19 protein-coding genes and 1 tRNA gene are annotated in these 15,719 nt (G+C 42.4%); 14 read left to right on the forward strand and 6 right to left on the reverse strand.

The window, feature by feature from the left end:
* Window positions 1-60 precede the first annotated feature (60 nt).
* From SG0102_RS03250 to SG0102_RS03275, 6 genes are all read left to right on the forward strand, one after another.
* Window positions 61-1,251: a metallophosphoesterase gene (locus SG0102_RS03250; RefSeq protein ID WP_125118627.1), complete on the forward strand. Its 1,191-nt coding sequence runs from the start codon at window positions 61-63 to the stop codon at window positions 1,249-1,251.
* 14 nt (window positions 1,252-1,265) lie between these two features.
* Entirely contained in the window at window positions 1,266-2,144 is an 879-nt protein-coding gene (locus SG0102_RS03255; RefSeq protein ID WP_125118628.1) for an ATP-binding cassette domain-containing protein, read from the forward strand.
* Window positions 2,137-2,820, forward strand: a complete 684-nt coding sequence (locus tag SG0102_RS03260) for a hypothetical protein (protein ID WP_125118629.1) — start codon at window positions 2,137-2,139, stop codon at window positions 2,818-2,820. The genes SG0102_RS03255 and SG0102_RS03260 overlap by 8 nt, the downstream gene beginning before the upstream one ends.
* The gene (locus SG0102_RS03265) at window positions 2,814-3,692 is read left to right on the forward strand and encodes an ATP-binding cassette domain-containing protein (RefSeq protein WP_125118630.1); all 879 of its coding nucleotides are present in this window, start codon (window positions 2,814-2,816) and stop codon (window positions 3,690-3,692) included. Before SG0102_RS03260 ends, SG0102_RS03265 begins: the two co-directional genes overlap by 7 nt.
* A complete protein-coding gene (locus SG0102_RS03270; protein ID WP_125118631.1) occupies window positions 3,673-4,398 on the forward strand; it encodes a hypothetical protein in 726 nt (241 codons plus the stop codon). Before SG0102_RS03265 ends, SG0102_RS03270 begins: the two co-directional genes overlap by 20 nt.
* 72 nt (window positions 4,399-4,470) lie before the next feature.
* On the forward strand, window positions 4,471-5,751 hold the full coding sequence (locus SG0102_RS03275; RefSeq protein ID WP_125118632.1) for an aminotransferase class I/II-fold pyridoxal phosphate-dependent enzyme: 1,281 nt from the start codon (window positions 4,471-4,473) through the stop codon (window positions 5,749-5,751).
* 183 nt (window positions 5,752-5,934) lie between these two features.
* On the opposite strand, the gene SG0102_RS03280 is transcribed toward SG0102_RS03275, so the two are convergent.
* The 3 genes from SG0102_RS03280 to SG0102_RS03290 form a co-directional block, all read right to left on the reverse strand.
* On the reverse strand, window positions 5,935-7,302 hold the full coding sequence (locus SG0102_RS03280; RefSeq protein WP_125118633.1) for an MATE family efflux transporter: 1,368 nt from the start codon (window positions 7,300-7,302) through the stop codon (window positions 5,935-5,937).
* A 4-nt stretch (window positions 7,303-7,306) separates the two neighbouring features.
* Window positions 7,307-7,741: a MarR family winged helix-turn-helix transcriptional regulator gene (locus tag SG0102_RS03285; protein ID WP_125118634.1), complete on the reverse strand. Its 435-nt coding sequence runs from the start codon at window positions 7,739-7,741 to the stop codon at window positions 7,307-7,309.
* Window positions 7,742-7,847: 106 nt separating this feature from the next.
* A tRNA-Trp gene (locus tag SG0102_RS03290) sits at window positions 7,848-7,921 on the reverse strand.
* A gap of 104 nt (window positions 7,922-8,025) precedes the next feature.
* Between SG0102_RS03290 and SG0102_RS03295 the strand changes: the two genes are divergently transcribed.
* From SG0102_RS03295 to SG0102_RS03330, 8 genes are all read left to right on the forward strand, one after another.
* Entirely contained in the window at window positions 8,026-8,394 is a 369-nt protein-coding gene (locus tag SG0102_RS03295; RefSeq protein WP_125118635.1) for a rhodanese-like domain-containing protein, read from the forward strand.
* Between the two features lie 98 nt (window positions 8,395-8,492).
* Window positions 8,493-8,759, forward strand: coding sequence for an HPr family phosphocarrier protein (locus SG0102_RS03300; RefSeq protein ID WP_125118636.1), 267 nt, complete (start codon window positions 8,493-8,495; stop codon window positions 8,757-8,759).
* Between the two features lie 68 nt (window positions 8,760-8,827).
* Window positions 8,828-9,607: an HAD hydrolase family protein gene (locus tag SG0102_RS03305; RefSeq protein WP_125118637.1), complete on the forward strand. Its 780-nt coding sequence runs from the start codon at window positions 8,828-8,830 to the stop codon at window positions 9,605-9,607.
* A complete protein-coding gene (locus tag SG0102_RS03310; RefSeq protein WP_125118638.1) occupies window positions 9,607-9,861 on the forward strand; it encodes a hypothetical protein in 255 nt (84 codons plus the stop codon). The genes SG0102_RS03305 and SG0102_RS03310 overlap by 1 nt, the downstream gene beginning before the upstream one ends.
* On the forward strand, window positions 9,858-10,823 hold the full coding sequence (locus SG0102_RS03315; RefSeq protein ID WP_125118639.1) for a dipeptidase: 966 nt from the start codon (window positions 9,858-9,860) through the stop codon (window positions 10,821-10,823). Before SG0102_RS03310 ends, SG0102_RS03315 begins: the two co-directional genes overlap by 4 nt.
* Before the next feature lie 362 nt (window positions 10,824-11,185).
* Window positions 11,186-12,154, forward strand: coding sequence for a GH25 family lysozyme (locus SG0102_RS03320; protein WP_157982960.1), 969 nt, complete (start codon window positions 11,186-11,188; stop codon window positions 12,152-12,154).
* 199 nt (window positions 12,155-12,353) lie between these two features.
* A complete protein-coding gene (locus tag SG0102_RS03325) occupies window positions 12,354-13,424 on the forward strand; it encodes a transglutaminase domain-containing protein (RefSeq protein ID WP_125118641.1) in 1,071 nt (356 codons plus the stop codon).
* Window positions 13,425-13,513: 89 nt separating this feature from the next.
* Window positions 13,514-13,705 (forward strand): hypothetical protein, encoded by a 192-nt coding sequence (locus SG0102_RS03330; RefSeq protein WP_125118642.1) that lies wholly within the window; start codon window positions 13,514-13,516, stop codon window positions 13,703-13,705.
* Window positions 13,706-13,729: 24 nt separating this feature from the next.
* Here the strand turns inward: SG0102_RS03330 and SG0102_RS03335 are convergent, their stop codons facing one another.
* From SG0102_RS03335 to SG0102_RS03345, 3 genes are read right to left on the reverse strand one after another with little or no spacing between them, the layout of a single operon-like run.
* Window positions 13,730-13,990 (reverse strand): DUF1294 domain-containing protein, encoded by a 261-nt coding sequence (locus SG0102_RS03335; RefSeq protein ID WP_125118643.1) that lies wholly within the window; start codon window positions 13,988-13,990, stop codon window positions 13,730-13,732.
* Window positions 13,987-14,391, reverse strand: coding sequence for a hypothetical protein (locus SG0102_RS03340; RefSeq protein ID WP_125118644.1), 405 nt, complete (start codon window positions 14,389-14,391; stop codon window positions 13,987-13,989). The genes SG0102_RS03335 and SG0102_RS03340 overlap by 4 nt, the downstream gene beginning before the upstream one ends.
* A complete protein-coding gene (locus SG0102_RS03345; RefSeq protein WP_125118645.1) occupies window positions 14,391-15,713 on the reverse strand; it encodes a M18 family aminopeptidase in 1,323 nt (440 codons plus the stop codon). The genes SG0102_RS03340 and SG0102_RS03345 overlap by 1 nt, the downstream gene beginning before the upstream one ends.
* Between the last annotated feature and the right edge of the window lie 6 nt (window positions 15,714-15,719).

A 15,719-nucleotide genomic window follows, 5' to 3' on the forward strand; every position in this document is an offset into this window, starting at 1 on the left:
CTCTTATTTGTAGTTGTTTTGCACCTGCCCCTGTATTAAGATTAAGCAGGGAGGAATAACATGTTAGCAATTTATTTGTCGCCTGTTTATATTATTGTCCATATCTTTTGTATGTTATGGTTTATACGCTTTTTTAAAAGCGTTCATAAAGTTTTTCAAAAACGTTTTATGCAGGTTTTCATTGGGCTTATTTACTGGTTTTTTGCCCTCAGTATGCTCATCGGTTTCCTGTTGCCGCATGGCGCTTTAGAGCGATTCTTTAAACTGTTAGGTAACTATTTCTTAGGCTTTACGCTTTATGAAGTAATGGTCTTACTTGTTTACAGTGGCATTCGCTTTTATAAGCGGCATCGCCGCTTTGCCAATTTAGCCCTCTTAGATAGCTCGCGCCATCTCGCCTTAAGCGGGTTAGCGGCGATCTTAGTGATGGCTAGCGTATGCACATATGGCATTTATAATGCCCATCACATTCGTGATACATATTACAATGTCACCATCAAAAAGCCCGTCGCCAAGTTCAACAAACTCGATATCTGCCTCGTTTCGGATTTACACATGGGCTTTAATATCGGGGTAGATCAGATCGCCCAGATGGTTAAGAAAATCAATGCCTCACATCCGGATCTCGTCGTTATTGCCGGAGATATTTTTGATAACGAATACAGCGCCTTAGAAGATGATCAAAAACTGATCCAGCTGTTTCAGTCGATTTCCAGCAAGTACGGCGTCTATGGAGTCTATGGCAATCATGATATCGAAGAGAAGATCTTAGCCGGTTTTACCTTTGATGATGGTAAGAAGGATGAAGCGAGCCCGCAAATGGATGCGTTCTTAAAGAAAGCGCACATTCATCTGCTTCGCGATCAGGGCGTCCTGATCGATCATTCTTTTTATCTTTTTGGCCGCGCTGATGCCGAGAAACCAGGCCGCGGGATCACGGTCAGAAAATCACCAAAGCAGCTTACCAAAGGGATGAATCAAAACAAACCAATTATTGTCTTAGATCATGAACCGCGGCAGTTAGCGGCGCTTTCAAAAGCCGGCGTGGATTTAGATTTAAGCGGGCATACCCATGATGGTCAGTGTTTCCCCGCAAATATTGTGGTAAGCATGCTGTGGCCTAACTCTTATGGCTATTTACGAAAGGGCACGATGCATTCGATCGTCACCTCCGGGGTGGGCATCTTTGGCCCTTATATGCGTGTCGGCACGAAAGCCGAAATCTGTCATGTAGAAGTGCAATTTCAGTAGAAAGGAAGAGCTCGATGACTTATATCTTAGAAACAAAGGATTTATGTATTCAAAAAGGGAAAAAGCTGTTATTAGATCATGTCAGTATCCATGTCAAAGAAGGGACAATTTACGGCCTTGGCGGGGTGAATGCCTCAGGCAAGAGTCTGCTTGTCAAAGCCCTTTGCAATAGTGGCGTGCGTTTTCGCGGTGAAGTGATGATAAATGGCCGCCTTGATGCTTTTAAACATCATAATCTCATTGGGATCTATTTAGATGATTTCGGTCCCCTGATAGCCGGTAATCTCTATCATAATTTAGTCGCGAAAGCGAAATTCATGAAAGTCAAAGATGCTCATGATCAGGCCGTGGCTTTATTACAGGCGTTAGATTTAGAACGTTATGCCCATGAAGGGCTGACACAGTCGGCGAGTGTTTTATCTTTAGAGAAGATTGCCTTAAGCATCATTGGAAAGCCGCCACTGATTGTTTTAGATGATCCTTTTGCCCATTTATCACCAACTCAGAAAGGACTGGTGAAAAAGGTTTTAGAGCATTGTAAAAAAGCGGGATCCAGTATCCTGATGACATCTTCGCGCATCGAAGATTTTGATGGTTTAGCGGATACATATGGCTTATTGGTAAAAGGAAAATTAGCGGTGGAAATGGACAGCTGTGATTTAAAGCAGAAGCTCTCAAACAAGCTCCATGTCCGCGTCGATGATGTCAAACGTCTTTGCGATCTTTATCCCTTGGCGCAGGTCTTAGATGATGGCTTTGTCGTGATTGAAGATGATGGGAAAGTGAATAAAACGCTTTTAGATCAGGGTATAAAAGTTTATGAAATCAAACGCGTTAAAGAAAGCAAAGCCCATTATTTCCAAAATTTTTTAGGAGGTGAGAGCCATGATTAGACTCTTCTTTCACCATCTGAAACGTGCGCTTGTTAGCTTGCGGATTCTATATATCTTAGTGGCGATGGCGTTAGCGATTCTTTTGATCGTGATCGCTCATCCTGCTTCAAACTTACATTTTGGCGAGGTCATGACATTAGGATCACGTAATGGCGTGATGATGGGCGGGATCCTCTTATTTGTCTTATCGTATCTCACCCATGAAGAAGATCAGTGCGCCATTATTCCTATGACCAAACAAAGAAATCGTTACGCGCTCAGCCGCTTATTAGCCCTCGATGTTATTGTTTTGCTGGTAAATGTCATTTATACCGCTCTGCTGGCGGCGATCGTGCCTCTTGCTATGAATGTGGTGATTGCGAAAACGTCTTTCAAGGTGATGATGATCATCGGTTTGAGTTATGCCTTTTTAGAAATTATGGGCGTCACCCTATTTGTTTTACTTAGCAGTTTTATGAAAGCGACGATTTATCGCTTTGATGTGTTGATCGTGATGAGCCTGATGCCCGTCCTACTTTCTTATGGACGCCCTTATATCAATCAGCCGATTCTGACGAAACTGCTTTATAGTCAGAGTCTAGGGATTCGTTTAACCAATCTTGTGATCGCGCTTATCATCAGTGTGATCGTTACGCTTATTTATGGCTTTCTAGCCAATCGGAGGGCAGCATGTTAAAAATTGAAAAGGTATCTTTAAAAAAGAAGAAAAAAGTCATTTTAGAGGCGGTGGATCTGCAGGTTGCTCAAGGCGAAGTCTGCGTTATTATCGGCGAAGAAGGGGCCGGGAAAACGACTTTATGTAAAGTCTTAGCCAATGTCATCACGCCTGATTCTGGAACCATTACGATCAATGATCTGGTGGAAAACACCTATAGCCACAGCCAGGTGGGCGCCTTGCTTGAACCGATGGTCTTTGATCCTACATTAAAGGTGAAAACCTTACTCAAAGAGAAATGTGCATATATGCAGGTGAAAAAAGCCAAGGGACATATTACGGAACTTGCTGCGCTATTAGGTATTGAAGACTTATTAAAACGGCGTGTGCAAAGCCTCTCGCAGGGGGAATATCAGCTTGTAAAATTAGCCTTAGCCTTTGTTGGCTATCCTTCTCTAGTCGTCTTAGATGATCCCTTTGCCCACTTAGATCAGCTCTCTATAAAAAAGGTCAAAGCGCTTATTGAAGAATGCACAAAGCAGGAGATGACATTCCTGCTGACGATGCGTGATGATGCGTTATTAAGCAAGATGAAGACATCAACCTATTATATGCGTGATGGTCATCTGACAAAGCATCAGGTCGACTTATCCCCGTCTGTTGTGTTAGCCCTCAATACCGCCCATCAGGATGAAGCGATGATTGCGTTAAAAGCTTATCATCCCCGTTTGCTTAAAGGACTGATTCTGATGGATGTTTTCACTGATGATGAGGCTTATACGATTAATCAGTTACTCGTGTGTCACGGCATTGCCTTTGATGAATTGACGTTTATTCATGCGCAGGCCATTCATGAAAGAGGAGGTGTGCATTATGAAAATGATCAGCACTGAGGCGGCGCGCTTACGCCGAGCTCCCGGCCATCTTTTAACAATCATCCTGTACTTTATTATAACGATGGGTGGTTTTTATCATTATATGATCTCCCATGATGCCCTCAAAACCCTCCCGCAGCTTTTAGCGGTGATGTATAACGGGCCGGCTTACTGCCTGTTAACAGTGGTGATTGGATTGCATATCAGCAGCTTTATGCATTTAGATCAAAAACAGGGTGAAACAGCGATGCTGGTTTCTACCCTAAAAGATAAAGGCAAACTGATTTTTACGCGTTTTTATGCCCTTGCTTTCCGTTTGCTTTTAGGCCAGCTCATCACGACTGGAATTGTTTTAGGAATGATTGTCTTTGGCATGCACATCGAATGTGATGAACCCTTTTATGCTTTGCTGGTCTTCATTGAAGTCTATCTGACGTATTTGTTTGTGGCTTCCTTCAGCATGTTAGTCAACTTATTATGTAAAGATGAAATCTTCGCTAATGTTGTTATTATTATCTTTGCCCTGATTCCGGTGGGCGCTTATACTTTGTTAAATATGACGAATATCGATCTTACCGGCGTCTTAGTGAGTGCCACTTTCTATGAGCTGATGAAGGATGTCACGATCTATCAGGGCTTATTGGCTTCGCTTTTAGCGCTGCTTTATACCTGTGCCTGCCTGCTTATTGGCGGGATCGTGATACGTTCGCGAGAAATTTCATAAATGCTTTGAAAAGCCTAAAAAAACAATAACAAATATGATAAAATGACAAAAAGCAAGTAAAGGAGAATGAAAATGAAACCTTATGTGGAAATGAGTAAAGAAGAACTCACAGCAGAATATGAAGCCTTAAAAGCATCTTATCAATCTTATGTCGATCGTCACCTTTCATTAAATATGGCCCGTGGCAAACCTGGCAGTGACCAGTTAGATTTATCAAGAGGGATGTTAGATGTCATTAACAGCGCTTCTGATTTAACTGCCTCTGACGGCACGGATGCCCGTAACTATGGCTGCCTGGATGGGCTGCCTGAAGCGAAGAAACTGCTTGGTGATATGATGGATAGTGATCCAGAAGATGTCATCGTTTATGGGAACTCTTCTTTAAATATTATGTATGATCAGATTGCTCGCAGTTATACTTTCGGGGTCATGGGCAATACCCCATGGTGTCAGTTAGATGGCCCGGTTAAATGGTTATGTCCAGTACCTGGCTATGATCGTCATTTTGGTATTACTGAATTCTTCGGAATTGAAATGATCAATATCCCAATGCATGAGGATGGACCAGATATGGACGCCGTTGAAGCATTTGTGAAAGATCCTGCGGTGAAAGGAATCTGGTGTGTGCCTAAGTATTCGAATCCCGGCGGCGTTGTGTATAGTGATGAAGTCATTGATCGCTTCGCACATTTACAGCCAGCGGCGAAAGATTTCCGTATTTACTGGGATAATGCATACTGCATTCATCATCTTTATGAAGAAATCGATATCCCGGATATCCTCAAAGCCTGCAAGGAAGCAGGTCATCCAGATTTAGTCTATAAATTTGGTTCAACTTCTAAGATTACTTTCCCAGGAGCAGGGATTGCAGCCTTAGCCACTTCGCCAAACAATAAGAAAGATATCTTAAATCAGATGAAACATCAGACAATTGGTCATGATAAATTAAATCAGTTACGTCATGTTCGTTTCTTTGGCGATCTCAATGGCTTAAAGGAACATATGAAGAAACATGCGGATCTTATTCGTCCAAAGTTTGAAGCAGTGGAAAAGACTTTAAATGAACAGTTAGGCGGCTTAGAAGTCGGCACTTGGACCAATCCTAAAGGCGGCTATTTCATTTCCTTTACCGGGTTAGATGGCACCGCGCAAGAGATCGTCGCAAAGATGAAAGAAGCCGGCGTTGTGATGACCGGAGCGGGGGCGACTTATCCTTATCATAAGGATCCACATGACAGCAATATCCGTATTGCCCCAACCCTGCCGCCACTTGATGAAATTGCCTTGGCAGCGGAAATTTTTGCGACTGTCGTAAAGTTAGTCAGCGCTGAAAAACTGCTTGCCCAGAAGTAAATATTTCAAGTGAAACAGCCTATTTTCTAGCTATTTTGGAAAATTATGTTATAATGAGTTTGTTGAGAGACCCTCAACATTACGCTCTTAGTTGTGTGAGGATTGGTTCCCTTCACATAACGCGAAATGAGGACAACGGAGTGGTTCCCGTTTGTCCTTTTTTGTACTTAAAAACGCGGCGCTTTAGGCGTCACGTTTAAGCTCTTTGAGTACTTTTCTAAATTGTAAGAAGAAGACAATACAAGTGGTTGTCATCGCTAAAATATCCGCTACCGGTTCTGCTGTATAGACAGCGATCGCTTTGTTTGGTAAAAGATGGGGTAAAAGATAGATGAGCGGGATCAGTAAGATGAACTTACGTAAGACCGCTAAGAAGATGGAAGCTTTCGCATTGCCGATCGACACAAAAGTCATCTGACAGGGAATCTGAATCCCCATGAGGATTAAGGCCCCGCAGTAAATACGTAAGATTGAAGCGGTATAATTCATTAACTGGGCATCGGAAGAGAAGAGACTGGCAAAGATTTTTGGGAAAGCCATAATCAGCAGCCAAAGAATACTGCTGTAAAACAGGCTGGCTTTTAATAGCTTAAAGAAACTTTCTTTCACGCGATCGCTATTACGCGCCCCAAAGTTATAACTGGTAATTGGCTGAGCGCCTTGGGCTAAACCTTGTAAAGGCAGGAGGGCAAACTGCATGATGGATGATAAAATCGTCATCGCGCCGACAGATAAATCGCCACCATATTTAAGCAGGGAAGAGTTAAAGCATAAGAGAATGATACTTTCACTCGACTGCATCACGAAGGTGGAAGCGCCTAAGCCTAAACAGGGCAGAATGATTGAAGCCTCCGGCTTGAGGTACTTTGCTTTAATCTTGAAGATGGATTTCTTACTTCTTAAAAAGAGCACCACCCAAATACAGGAAAGACCCTGGGAAAGAATCGTCGCTAAAGCGGCGCCCTGGACACCCATATGAAAACCGAAGATAAAAATCGGATCAAGAACAATGTTGGTAATGGCCCCAATTAAAACCGTGGCCATGCCTGTCGTCGCAAAGCCCTGCGCTGTGATAAAGGCATTTAAACCTAAAGTCAGTTCCACAAAGAGCGTCCCTAAGATATAAATCCGCATATAGCTCATGGCATAAGGCAAAGTGTTTTTGCTGGCACCAAAGAAGATCAGTAAATCTTTGCCGGTAAATTTTAAAATGATCATCAGGGAAAGGGAAATGATGAACTGCAGGGTGATACAGTTACCGAGAATCTTTTCTGCTTCGTCGTAATCATTTTTGCCCATCGCAATCGAAGCTTTCGGCGCGCCGCCAGAGGCGACGAAGGCCGCAAAGGCGGTGACGATTAAAATAATGGGCATACAGACGCCTAAGCCGGTTAAAGCAAGGGCGCCGGTGTGCGGAATATGACCGATATATATACGATCGACAATGTTGTAAAGCATATTGACGACCTGGGCGATAACTGTCGGAATTGCCAGCTTAAGTAAGAGTTTGCCAATCGGCTCTGTACCTAAAAATGTTTTCTGATCATTCATACGCTCACCCCTCCATGCCTTGTAAATTATCGACAATTTTTTCGATGCTTTGATGAAAGGCAGTTAATTCTTCCTCGCTCATCCCGGCAAAGGCATCGCTTAGAAACTGCTTTTGTAAGGCTTGTCCTTTTAATTTGATGGGTGTGGCTTTGCTGGTTACACGCAAAGAAATCAGTCGCCGGTCAGCGTGGGATGTCTCTCTCGTCAAATAGCCGTCTTCGACCAGACGATCAATATGAACTGAGACAATCCCTGATTTCATATGCAGAGAATCACAAATTTCTTTTGCCGACGCATGTTCTGGATTGTTGGCAAGAAACATCAGAATTTCTACGGCCTTTAAAGGAATGTGTAATTCTTTGCTTAAAGGCTTCATCGCTAAGGTATATTTTTCTAAGATCAGTTCAGTGAGTGCATGCACATCATAAGCTGTAAACATAAGTATCCTCCTCGTTCTTATTCTAATTTTAGACAATCTAATTATAGAATGATGAGAAGAAAATGCAAGCACAAAAAAACGTCACCGAAGTGACGTTATCAACAACTGGCAGGGGCTGCAGGAATCGAACCCGCATCAACGGTTTTGGAGACCGATGTTCTACCATTGGACCAAGCCCCTAGCTGACTGCTCGTTTATAATATCATGACCTTATCAAAAATGCAATGACAAATTGAAAAAGTTTAACAGGCTTGTTAAACTTAATGAAGATGAGGAGGAAGAATATGCTGTTTGGAAAGAAAAAGGAGATTAAGAGTCTAGATATTAATGAAGGGTATCAACGCTTTTTAAAGGATGAACGGATTTTATTGCTGTGCGCTGATGAAGATTATATTTTCGAAAAGCGTCATCCCAAAGGGGCGCAGTGTTTGCCGCTGCGCATTATTGATCAGCAGGCCAAAGATCAGCTAGAGAGTCAGGATATTCTTTATCTGTATGCCAATAAGAAAGGAACTTCTTATGAAGCGGTTAAGAGATTAACCAAACAAGGCTTTGAGGCTTATGATTTAGGTTCCTTGGTTGCTTTTACGGGACCGGAAGAAGGCTTAGCAGTCAAAGGAAAACGCAGTAAACATAAGGATCACAACCACTAAGAAATTTCTTAAAAATATTTCTATTTGCATATTTTGAAAAAATATGTGCTATAATGAAATTGTCGAAAAAATAAATTTTTTAAAAGGGAGGAATCATTATGTCTCGATCTGCAAAAGTGATAATTACGAATCCTGTTGGCCTCTATGCAGCCCCAGCAGAAAAACTCGTTGATTTTGTCAAACAGTTTAATAGTGATATTTCATTAACTTATGCGGGAAGAACAGTTAACCTCAAATCCCTCATGGGTGTCGTTTCTTTAGGGATTCCTAAAAAAGCGGAAGTCGTGATCACGGCAGAAGGCTATGATGAAAACAAGGCTGTGCGTGAAATTCAGGATGAGATGCATAAGTTAGAATTGATTTGATGACTGACAGCGCGAAGCGAAGCGCTGTTTTTCTTTTTGTGTTACAATAAGGGGGGAGGAGAAGAGTTATGGAAATATTTTGTTTTGATGTTGATGGCACGCTGCGCGATAATCGTGCCCACGAAGTCAGCGCCTCGACGCAGCGCACTCTCGCACAGCTGCACGGGGCGGGTCATAAATTAATTGTCTCGACGGGACGAGGTCTCGATTCTCTGAAACGGACGCAGATTTTCGAGATTGCCCCATGGGACGGCTTTGTCATTAATAATGGCCAGCTGGTTTTAGATGGGAATTTAAATGTGCTAGAAGAACATGTCTTCGATCCCCAGAGCGTGATCGAGACAATCGCTATTGCTGATGCGTTAGGTTACGCGGTGACCCTTAAAAAGAAAGAACGGTTAATTACTAAAAAGCCAGATGAATATGTTTATACAACGCAAAAGTATTTTGGCAATGTGATTCCGCCAGTAGGCCGTTATAACGGTCATGATGATGTCTATGCGATGTGCTTATTTGGCCCATTAGGCTATGATTATGAACCTTTTACCCACGTTAAAGGGGTGGATGTGGCACCAGGCATGTCAACGTATGCGGATGCGACGATTGCTGGGGTTTCCAAAGCGACTGGCAATAACGTCTTTGTGAAGAAATATGGCGCTGACGGCTATATCGCCTTTGGCGATAGTCAGAATGATTTAAAAATGTTTGAAGGGGCGAAACTGAGTATCTGCATGGGGAATGGTGATCCCCTTACCAAAAAGGCCGCGAGCTATGTGACCGATGATATTGATCATGATGGCATTGAAAAGGCTTGTTTACATTTTCACTTTATTAAGGAGGAAGAGTAATGGATGTCAAGGAAGCGATCCGTTTAGGACATGAATTAGATGTTTATTTAGATAGTGAAATGAGCGATGAAGAAAGCGGCTCATTAGATGATTTATGGCAGTCGATCTTCGATGTGCTGCAGCTAGGGGCTTACGGCATTATTGAAGAAGATCCCAGCGAATTAAAAGCTGGCTTAGACTGGCTTTTAGCGAGTCAGCCATTAACGAAAGAGTATCAGGAAAAGAAGATACCTTTTATGGAGGAAATTCGATGAAAGTCTTTGATATGCACTGTGATACTTTAACTGAAATGACCAGACGTCTTGAGCAGGATCCGTCATTCTCTTTTGATGCTAATGATATGCATATTGATTTAGCGAAACTGAAACAAGGCGATTACGCTTTGCAGAATTTTGCCGTCTTTACGTATTTAAAGGATTCCGAAAATCCGATGTATCACATGTTAAAAAATGTCGATACCTTTTATCGCTTGATGGACTCGTATGAGCTATTATCTCCGGTGACAACTTATAACGAGATCCTCAGCAACATGAAAGAAGGAAAAATCTCCTGTATGTTAACGATTGAAGAAGGCGCTGTTTTCAATCACGATTTAGCTTTATTAAGAGATTATTACCGTTTAGGCGTGCGGATGGCGGCCTTAAGCTGGAATTTCCCTAATGGTATTACCCATCCTAACTTTAGTGAGGGAGATGGCTATCATACCTATGATGATGTTCATGGCCTGACTGATTTTGGAAAAGCCTGCGTTAAGGAAATGGAGCGATTAGGGATGATCATCGATGTATCCCATATGAGTGATCGCTGCTTTTACGACGTGTATGAATTAACTGAAAAACCGTTTGTGGCTTCACATTCCAATGCCCGCGCCGTTACTGATCATGCCCGCAATATGAGTGATGATATGATTTTAAAATTAGCTAGCCGCGGCGGCGTAATGGGCATCAACTATTCCTCTCATTTCTTAAATGAGAGCGGCCAGGCGGATGTTTCTGATTTAGTGCGTCATATCACTTATATTCGCGATTTAGCCGGTATTGATGTGATTGGCTTAGGCAGTGACTTTGATGGGATCACCTCAGGCGGCCTGCCAGATGCGAGCGCTTTGCCAAGACTTGCGAAGGCGCTGCGTCAGGTGCATTTTAGCGACGAGGACATTGAAAAGATTTTCTATAAGAATGTTTTGCGTGTCTACAAAGATGTCCTTAAAAAGTAGAGATTTCCAAAATTTGAAAGTATGAATCGCTTTTTTCCGTTGCATAATGTGTGGACGCGTTTTATAATCGCCTTGTAGTGATCGCTTGCACTCATAATAATATGTGCAAGCAACAGTGTGTCACTGCAGTATAGACTTAGTGAGGGTCTATATAATATGGGGCAGGATTTCCAGGAAAAGAATGGTGGACTTATTCTGGAAATCCATTTTTTTATGCTCATGTGACCATGTTATGACCACATATGTTTATCATCACCATGTAAGTAAAAAGGAAACTTTGCACCGGAGCTGCTTAGGCAGCTCTTTTGTTTTTTGTAGTCAGAACGCTTTCTCTTTTGTATAATAAGAAGTAGGTGATGCAAATGAAAAAGAAACTGATTTATAGCGGGGTGATTGCCCTTGTTGTCGCTGGTTTAATTGTGGCGGGCATTCATATCTTTGGCCCCGTTAAAAAGAATAAACTCTTAGATCCCGTGACCTTAAAAGTGGGGACGATGTATTCCGGTAAGAAGCTGATGGCTGATCTCGCCTTTACCAATATGTCTTTTTCTACTCATGATGAAAAGATTGCACAGGTGTCCTATGGTACGATCAATGGGATGATTATGCCAATTGAAGAAGGCAGTACCAAAATTGTTTTAAAAGGGACTTATAAAAACGAAACCTATACGCGCGTTTTACCAGTGAAGGTGAAAAATGAGAGCGGCGTGAAAGTCGGCTGTGATATTTCTGCCTGGAATACGGCTTTTGATGCTGATAAAGTGAAAGATTATAATTTAGATTTTGTGATGTTAAGACTAGGGGTATCCAGTGATGTTGATCGCTTAAGCCGCTTAAAGGCCATCGCTTTAAAGAAAGCGGGGGTCGGAATGGGGGCTTACTGGTATTTAGCAAGTGAAGATCGGCAAAGCTTAGTCAGCGTGAAAGAAGCAGAAAAACAAGCTAAGATGTTTGTCCGTATGCTTAATAATATGGAAGGGCGAACGATGGAATATCCGGTTTTTCTCGACTTGGAATCAATGACCCTGATTCATCAGAAAGATGCCGTCGGCTATCTGGAAAAGATTGTCCAAAGTTTCGTTAGCATTTTACAAAAGGCCGGTTATAAGAATGTAGGCATTTATGCCAATCGTAATTTCTTAGTCAACTATCTGACCTCTGATTACTACAAATCATTTGATAAAGTCTGGTATGCCCGCTATGGCTACGCCAAAAGCGGACCTTACAGCGATGGTTCACGCGCTTACTTATGGCAGACCGGTGATCATTATAAGAGCGCTGTGGTTGGTCATAAGCATTTGGATCTGGATTATATGTATACTGCTCATTAAACTGTCGTCTGACAGTTTTTTGAATTGATGAAGAAAACTTTTGCATTGTCTGGGAATTCTTATTATCATGAAATTAACGGAATAATTTAAAAGAACGATGATATTTTATGTGTCACATAAAATAAATAAAAATAAAATTAATTGTTGTTGTGTGACAGTAAAATTGATGGTACAATGTGGTTGAAAGGAAGGGTGACTTATGAAGGATTTGGGTCGCTACTTAAACAAATTCATAACCGCCGCGCTGATCTGTTTGGCAGTGATCGTGACTTCTGTCTATGATGGACATTTTAATACAGAAGCGAAAATCACTTACATTAAGACCCTGAAGATTGCGCGTGGCAATTCTTACAAACTGACAATTAAAGGGAAAAAGGGTAAGATCAAATGGTCTACCAATAAGAAAAAGGTGGCTACGGTCAGCCGTGGCGGGAAGGTCACCGCTAAGGCGAAAGGTACTGCGAAAGTGACAGGTAAACTCGCCAACAAAAAATACATTACGACGGTTACTGTCTATAATGGCGCTTCTTCTAGCGGTAACGTCCGTCTGACAGATGTCAGCAGCGGCAGCGGGGATAGTGTTACGATTAACGGCGACAGCGCCTCAGCTTTAACGCAGTTAGGACAGGCGATTGCCAATCGTGATACAACGATTACCGTGGCCTTAAATGAAACCGCATCAGCGGGGCAGTTAACGTCTCAGTTATTTGGTGTTTCGAATAACTACGTCAATGATTATGATTATTTCTCATTGCGTTCTTATTCTTATTCTGCCACAACATCGGATACGACAACGATTACTTATAATATCAGCTACCGTATTACGAAGAGTTATAACGATGCTTTTAAATCACGTTTAAAGAGTACGATGGCCTCATTACATTTATCAGGCTCTCATCGTGATAAGATCAAAAAGATTCATGATTACATCGTCAATCATACCGATTATGTTGATGGCGGCTATACTGCTTATAATGCTTTAATTGATGGTGGTGCTGTCTGTGAAGGCTATGCCTTATTATTCTATGAAATGTGTCAGGAAGCCGGTATTGACTGCCGCGTTGTCAGCGGGACGGCTTATGGTTCACGTGGGGAAGGGAACCATGCCTGGAATGTCGTTAAAGATGGTGATACCTGGTATAATATGGATGTGACTTGGGATGATACGACTGATTCGATGAATTATTTCATGAAATCGAATAGTGCTTTCCCTAAACATTATCCAGATAGTCGTTCTAATACTTTCCTGAATGGCTTAAATCGTGCTTAAAAAAAGATGCTGAGGCATCTTTTTTTGTTGGAACAATTTTAAAATACGGTAAAACCCTGTATAATGAAGGGTAAAAGGAGTGAGAAAAGATGAATGTGAAAGATGCTTTGGAGGCGCTGCAGAATGCTCCTCCGGTGAAAATGGTTCGCTTTTGCGAAAAAGGTATTCGCTATGTTGTGTTACGAGAGGATGATTATCAAGCTCTTGTTAAGCAAGCGAAAGCTTATGAAGAATGTCTGGAAGAACTGCTCGTTTTAAAATCTGTTAGCCTGGAAAAATAAAAAATGCCTAAAACAGGCATTTTTTTAATGATCAAAGATATTGACATAATAGGCAATGATACACTGGGCAATAAAGATCGCAGGCATCCCATAAACAAAATACCAGTGTTTGGTTTTATGGCGGAAGCGATACATTCCGGCGATGCAGCCCAAACTGCCGCCTAGCAGCGCGGCGAGAAAGAGCGTCTTTTCAGGAATGCGCCACTGGTGGCGGATGGCTTTCTGCTTGTCGACGTAAAAGAGAACATAACCGATGATGTTAATAATAACAAGGTAGTAAATCATTTACTCCACTCCTTTTCGGCAATCTTTTTCGTCGCTATAAGACCGATCAATAACACGACTGCGGAAAAGTCAATGGTCTGATAGGCGATGATCACGCAAACAAGACCAATGGCGATAGAGGCGATGGTGATGAGCATCGGGGTGCGGGAATTGTGATAGGTTTTGTAGAGACTGCGCTGATATTTAAACTGCATGAGAAAGATGACTAAGGCGACCACAGCCACGGCGCTATCGACATAGAGATGAATCAGATAATGATGCGCGAGACTGGCTTTGATAAAGCTTAAGACAATATACGCCGCAATCATCGAAGTGGCTAAGGACAGTAAGAAACTGTCCTTTTCCTGTTTTGTGATCTGCTTGTTTTTCTTGCGCTCTCTTTTAGGAATCTTGGTAGCCATTAATGGGTAACCTTTAAGCGGGAAGCGCTGATTTCTTCAATGTGGGCATTGAAAACTTCTTTCATCACTTCAATCATATAGTAGGTATCTTTGATGCCGGCTGTTTCATAGGCGGAATGCATGGCTAACTGAGGTAAGCCGATGTCGACGGAATTAAGTGAGACATGGGCCTGAGAGATATTGCCTAAGGTTGATCCGCCGGCTTTATCAGAGCGGTTGGCAAAGAACTGTAATGGGACATTAGCCTGTTTCGCAAATTCTTTGAATAAGGCAATAGATACGCCGTCTGAGCAGTATTTCTGACCAGCGTGCTGCTTAACGACAACCCCTTCATTCATGTAGACACAGTTGGTTTGATCGGTATGCTCAGGGTGATTGGGATGAACGGCATGAGCGTTATCCGCTGATAACATAAAGCTGCTGGCAATGGCCCGTAAGTAATCTTCCGGCGTTTTGCCTAAAGCGCTATTGATGCGCGTTAAGGTATCATATAAGAAGGTCGAATCTGCCCCTTGTTTGGTGCCGGAACCGACTTCTTCGTTATCAAAGATGGCCATCACATCGATGGAACGATCGTTATAACCAGCTAATAATGCCTGCAGGGCACTGAAGGCACACTGCAAATCATCTAAGTGACCAGCTGAGATAAATTCATTATGAGCGCCCCAGATACTTGGCTGCTGGCGGTTGTATAAGAATAAATCGGTGCCGATGATGTCTTTTTCGCTGATCTCTAAAGCCTTTGCAATGATTGCCTGTAAGTCGCCTGGTTTGGTTTCACTGCCGCCTAGTAATGGCAATAAGTCCACCTGCTTGTTGTAGCTGAAACCATCATTGACCTTACGGTTCATATGAATGGCCACATTTGGAATCATTAATAAGTCTCGATCGATATTGACAAGTCTGGTGACAATTTCATCCCCGCTGCGCACTAAGACGCGGCCGGCAACGGAGAGGGGACGATCGAACCAGCTGCTGTCAATCATGCCGCCATAGCCTTCGGTATTTAACTGCATATAGTGGTGATCCACTACTTCTAATTCGTAGTTTTCTTTCAGCTTATAAGAAGGGGAATCGCTATGCGCAGTCGCAATGTTGAAGGAATACTGCGATAAGTCTCTCCCGAGCTTGAAAGCGATGATGCTGGAATTATTACGGGTGACGAAATAGTTATGACCAGGGGTTAAAGACCATGCGGATCCTTCGGTTAATTCTTCAAAGTCATGATCTTTTAAGATGGTGCGCATATTGTCTACAGCCTGAAAAGCGGTTGGGGAATGCGCTAAAAAGTCTAATAATTGTTTTGAAACTTCTTGATACATATTTAT

Origin of the sequence: Intestinibaculum porci (assembly GCF_003925875.1) — a bacterium.
In the GTDB taxonomy this organism is placed as follows: domain Bacteria; phylum Bacillota_I; class Bacilli_A; order Erysipelotrichales; family Coprobacillaceae; genus Intestinibaculum; species Intestinibaculum porci.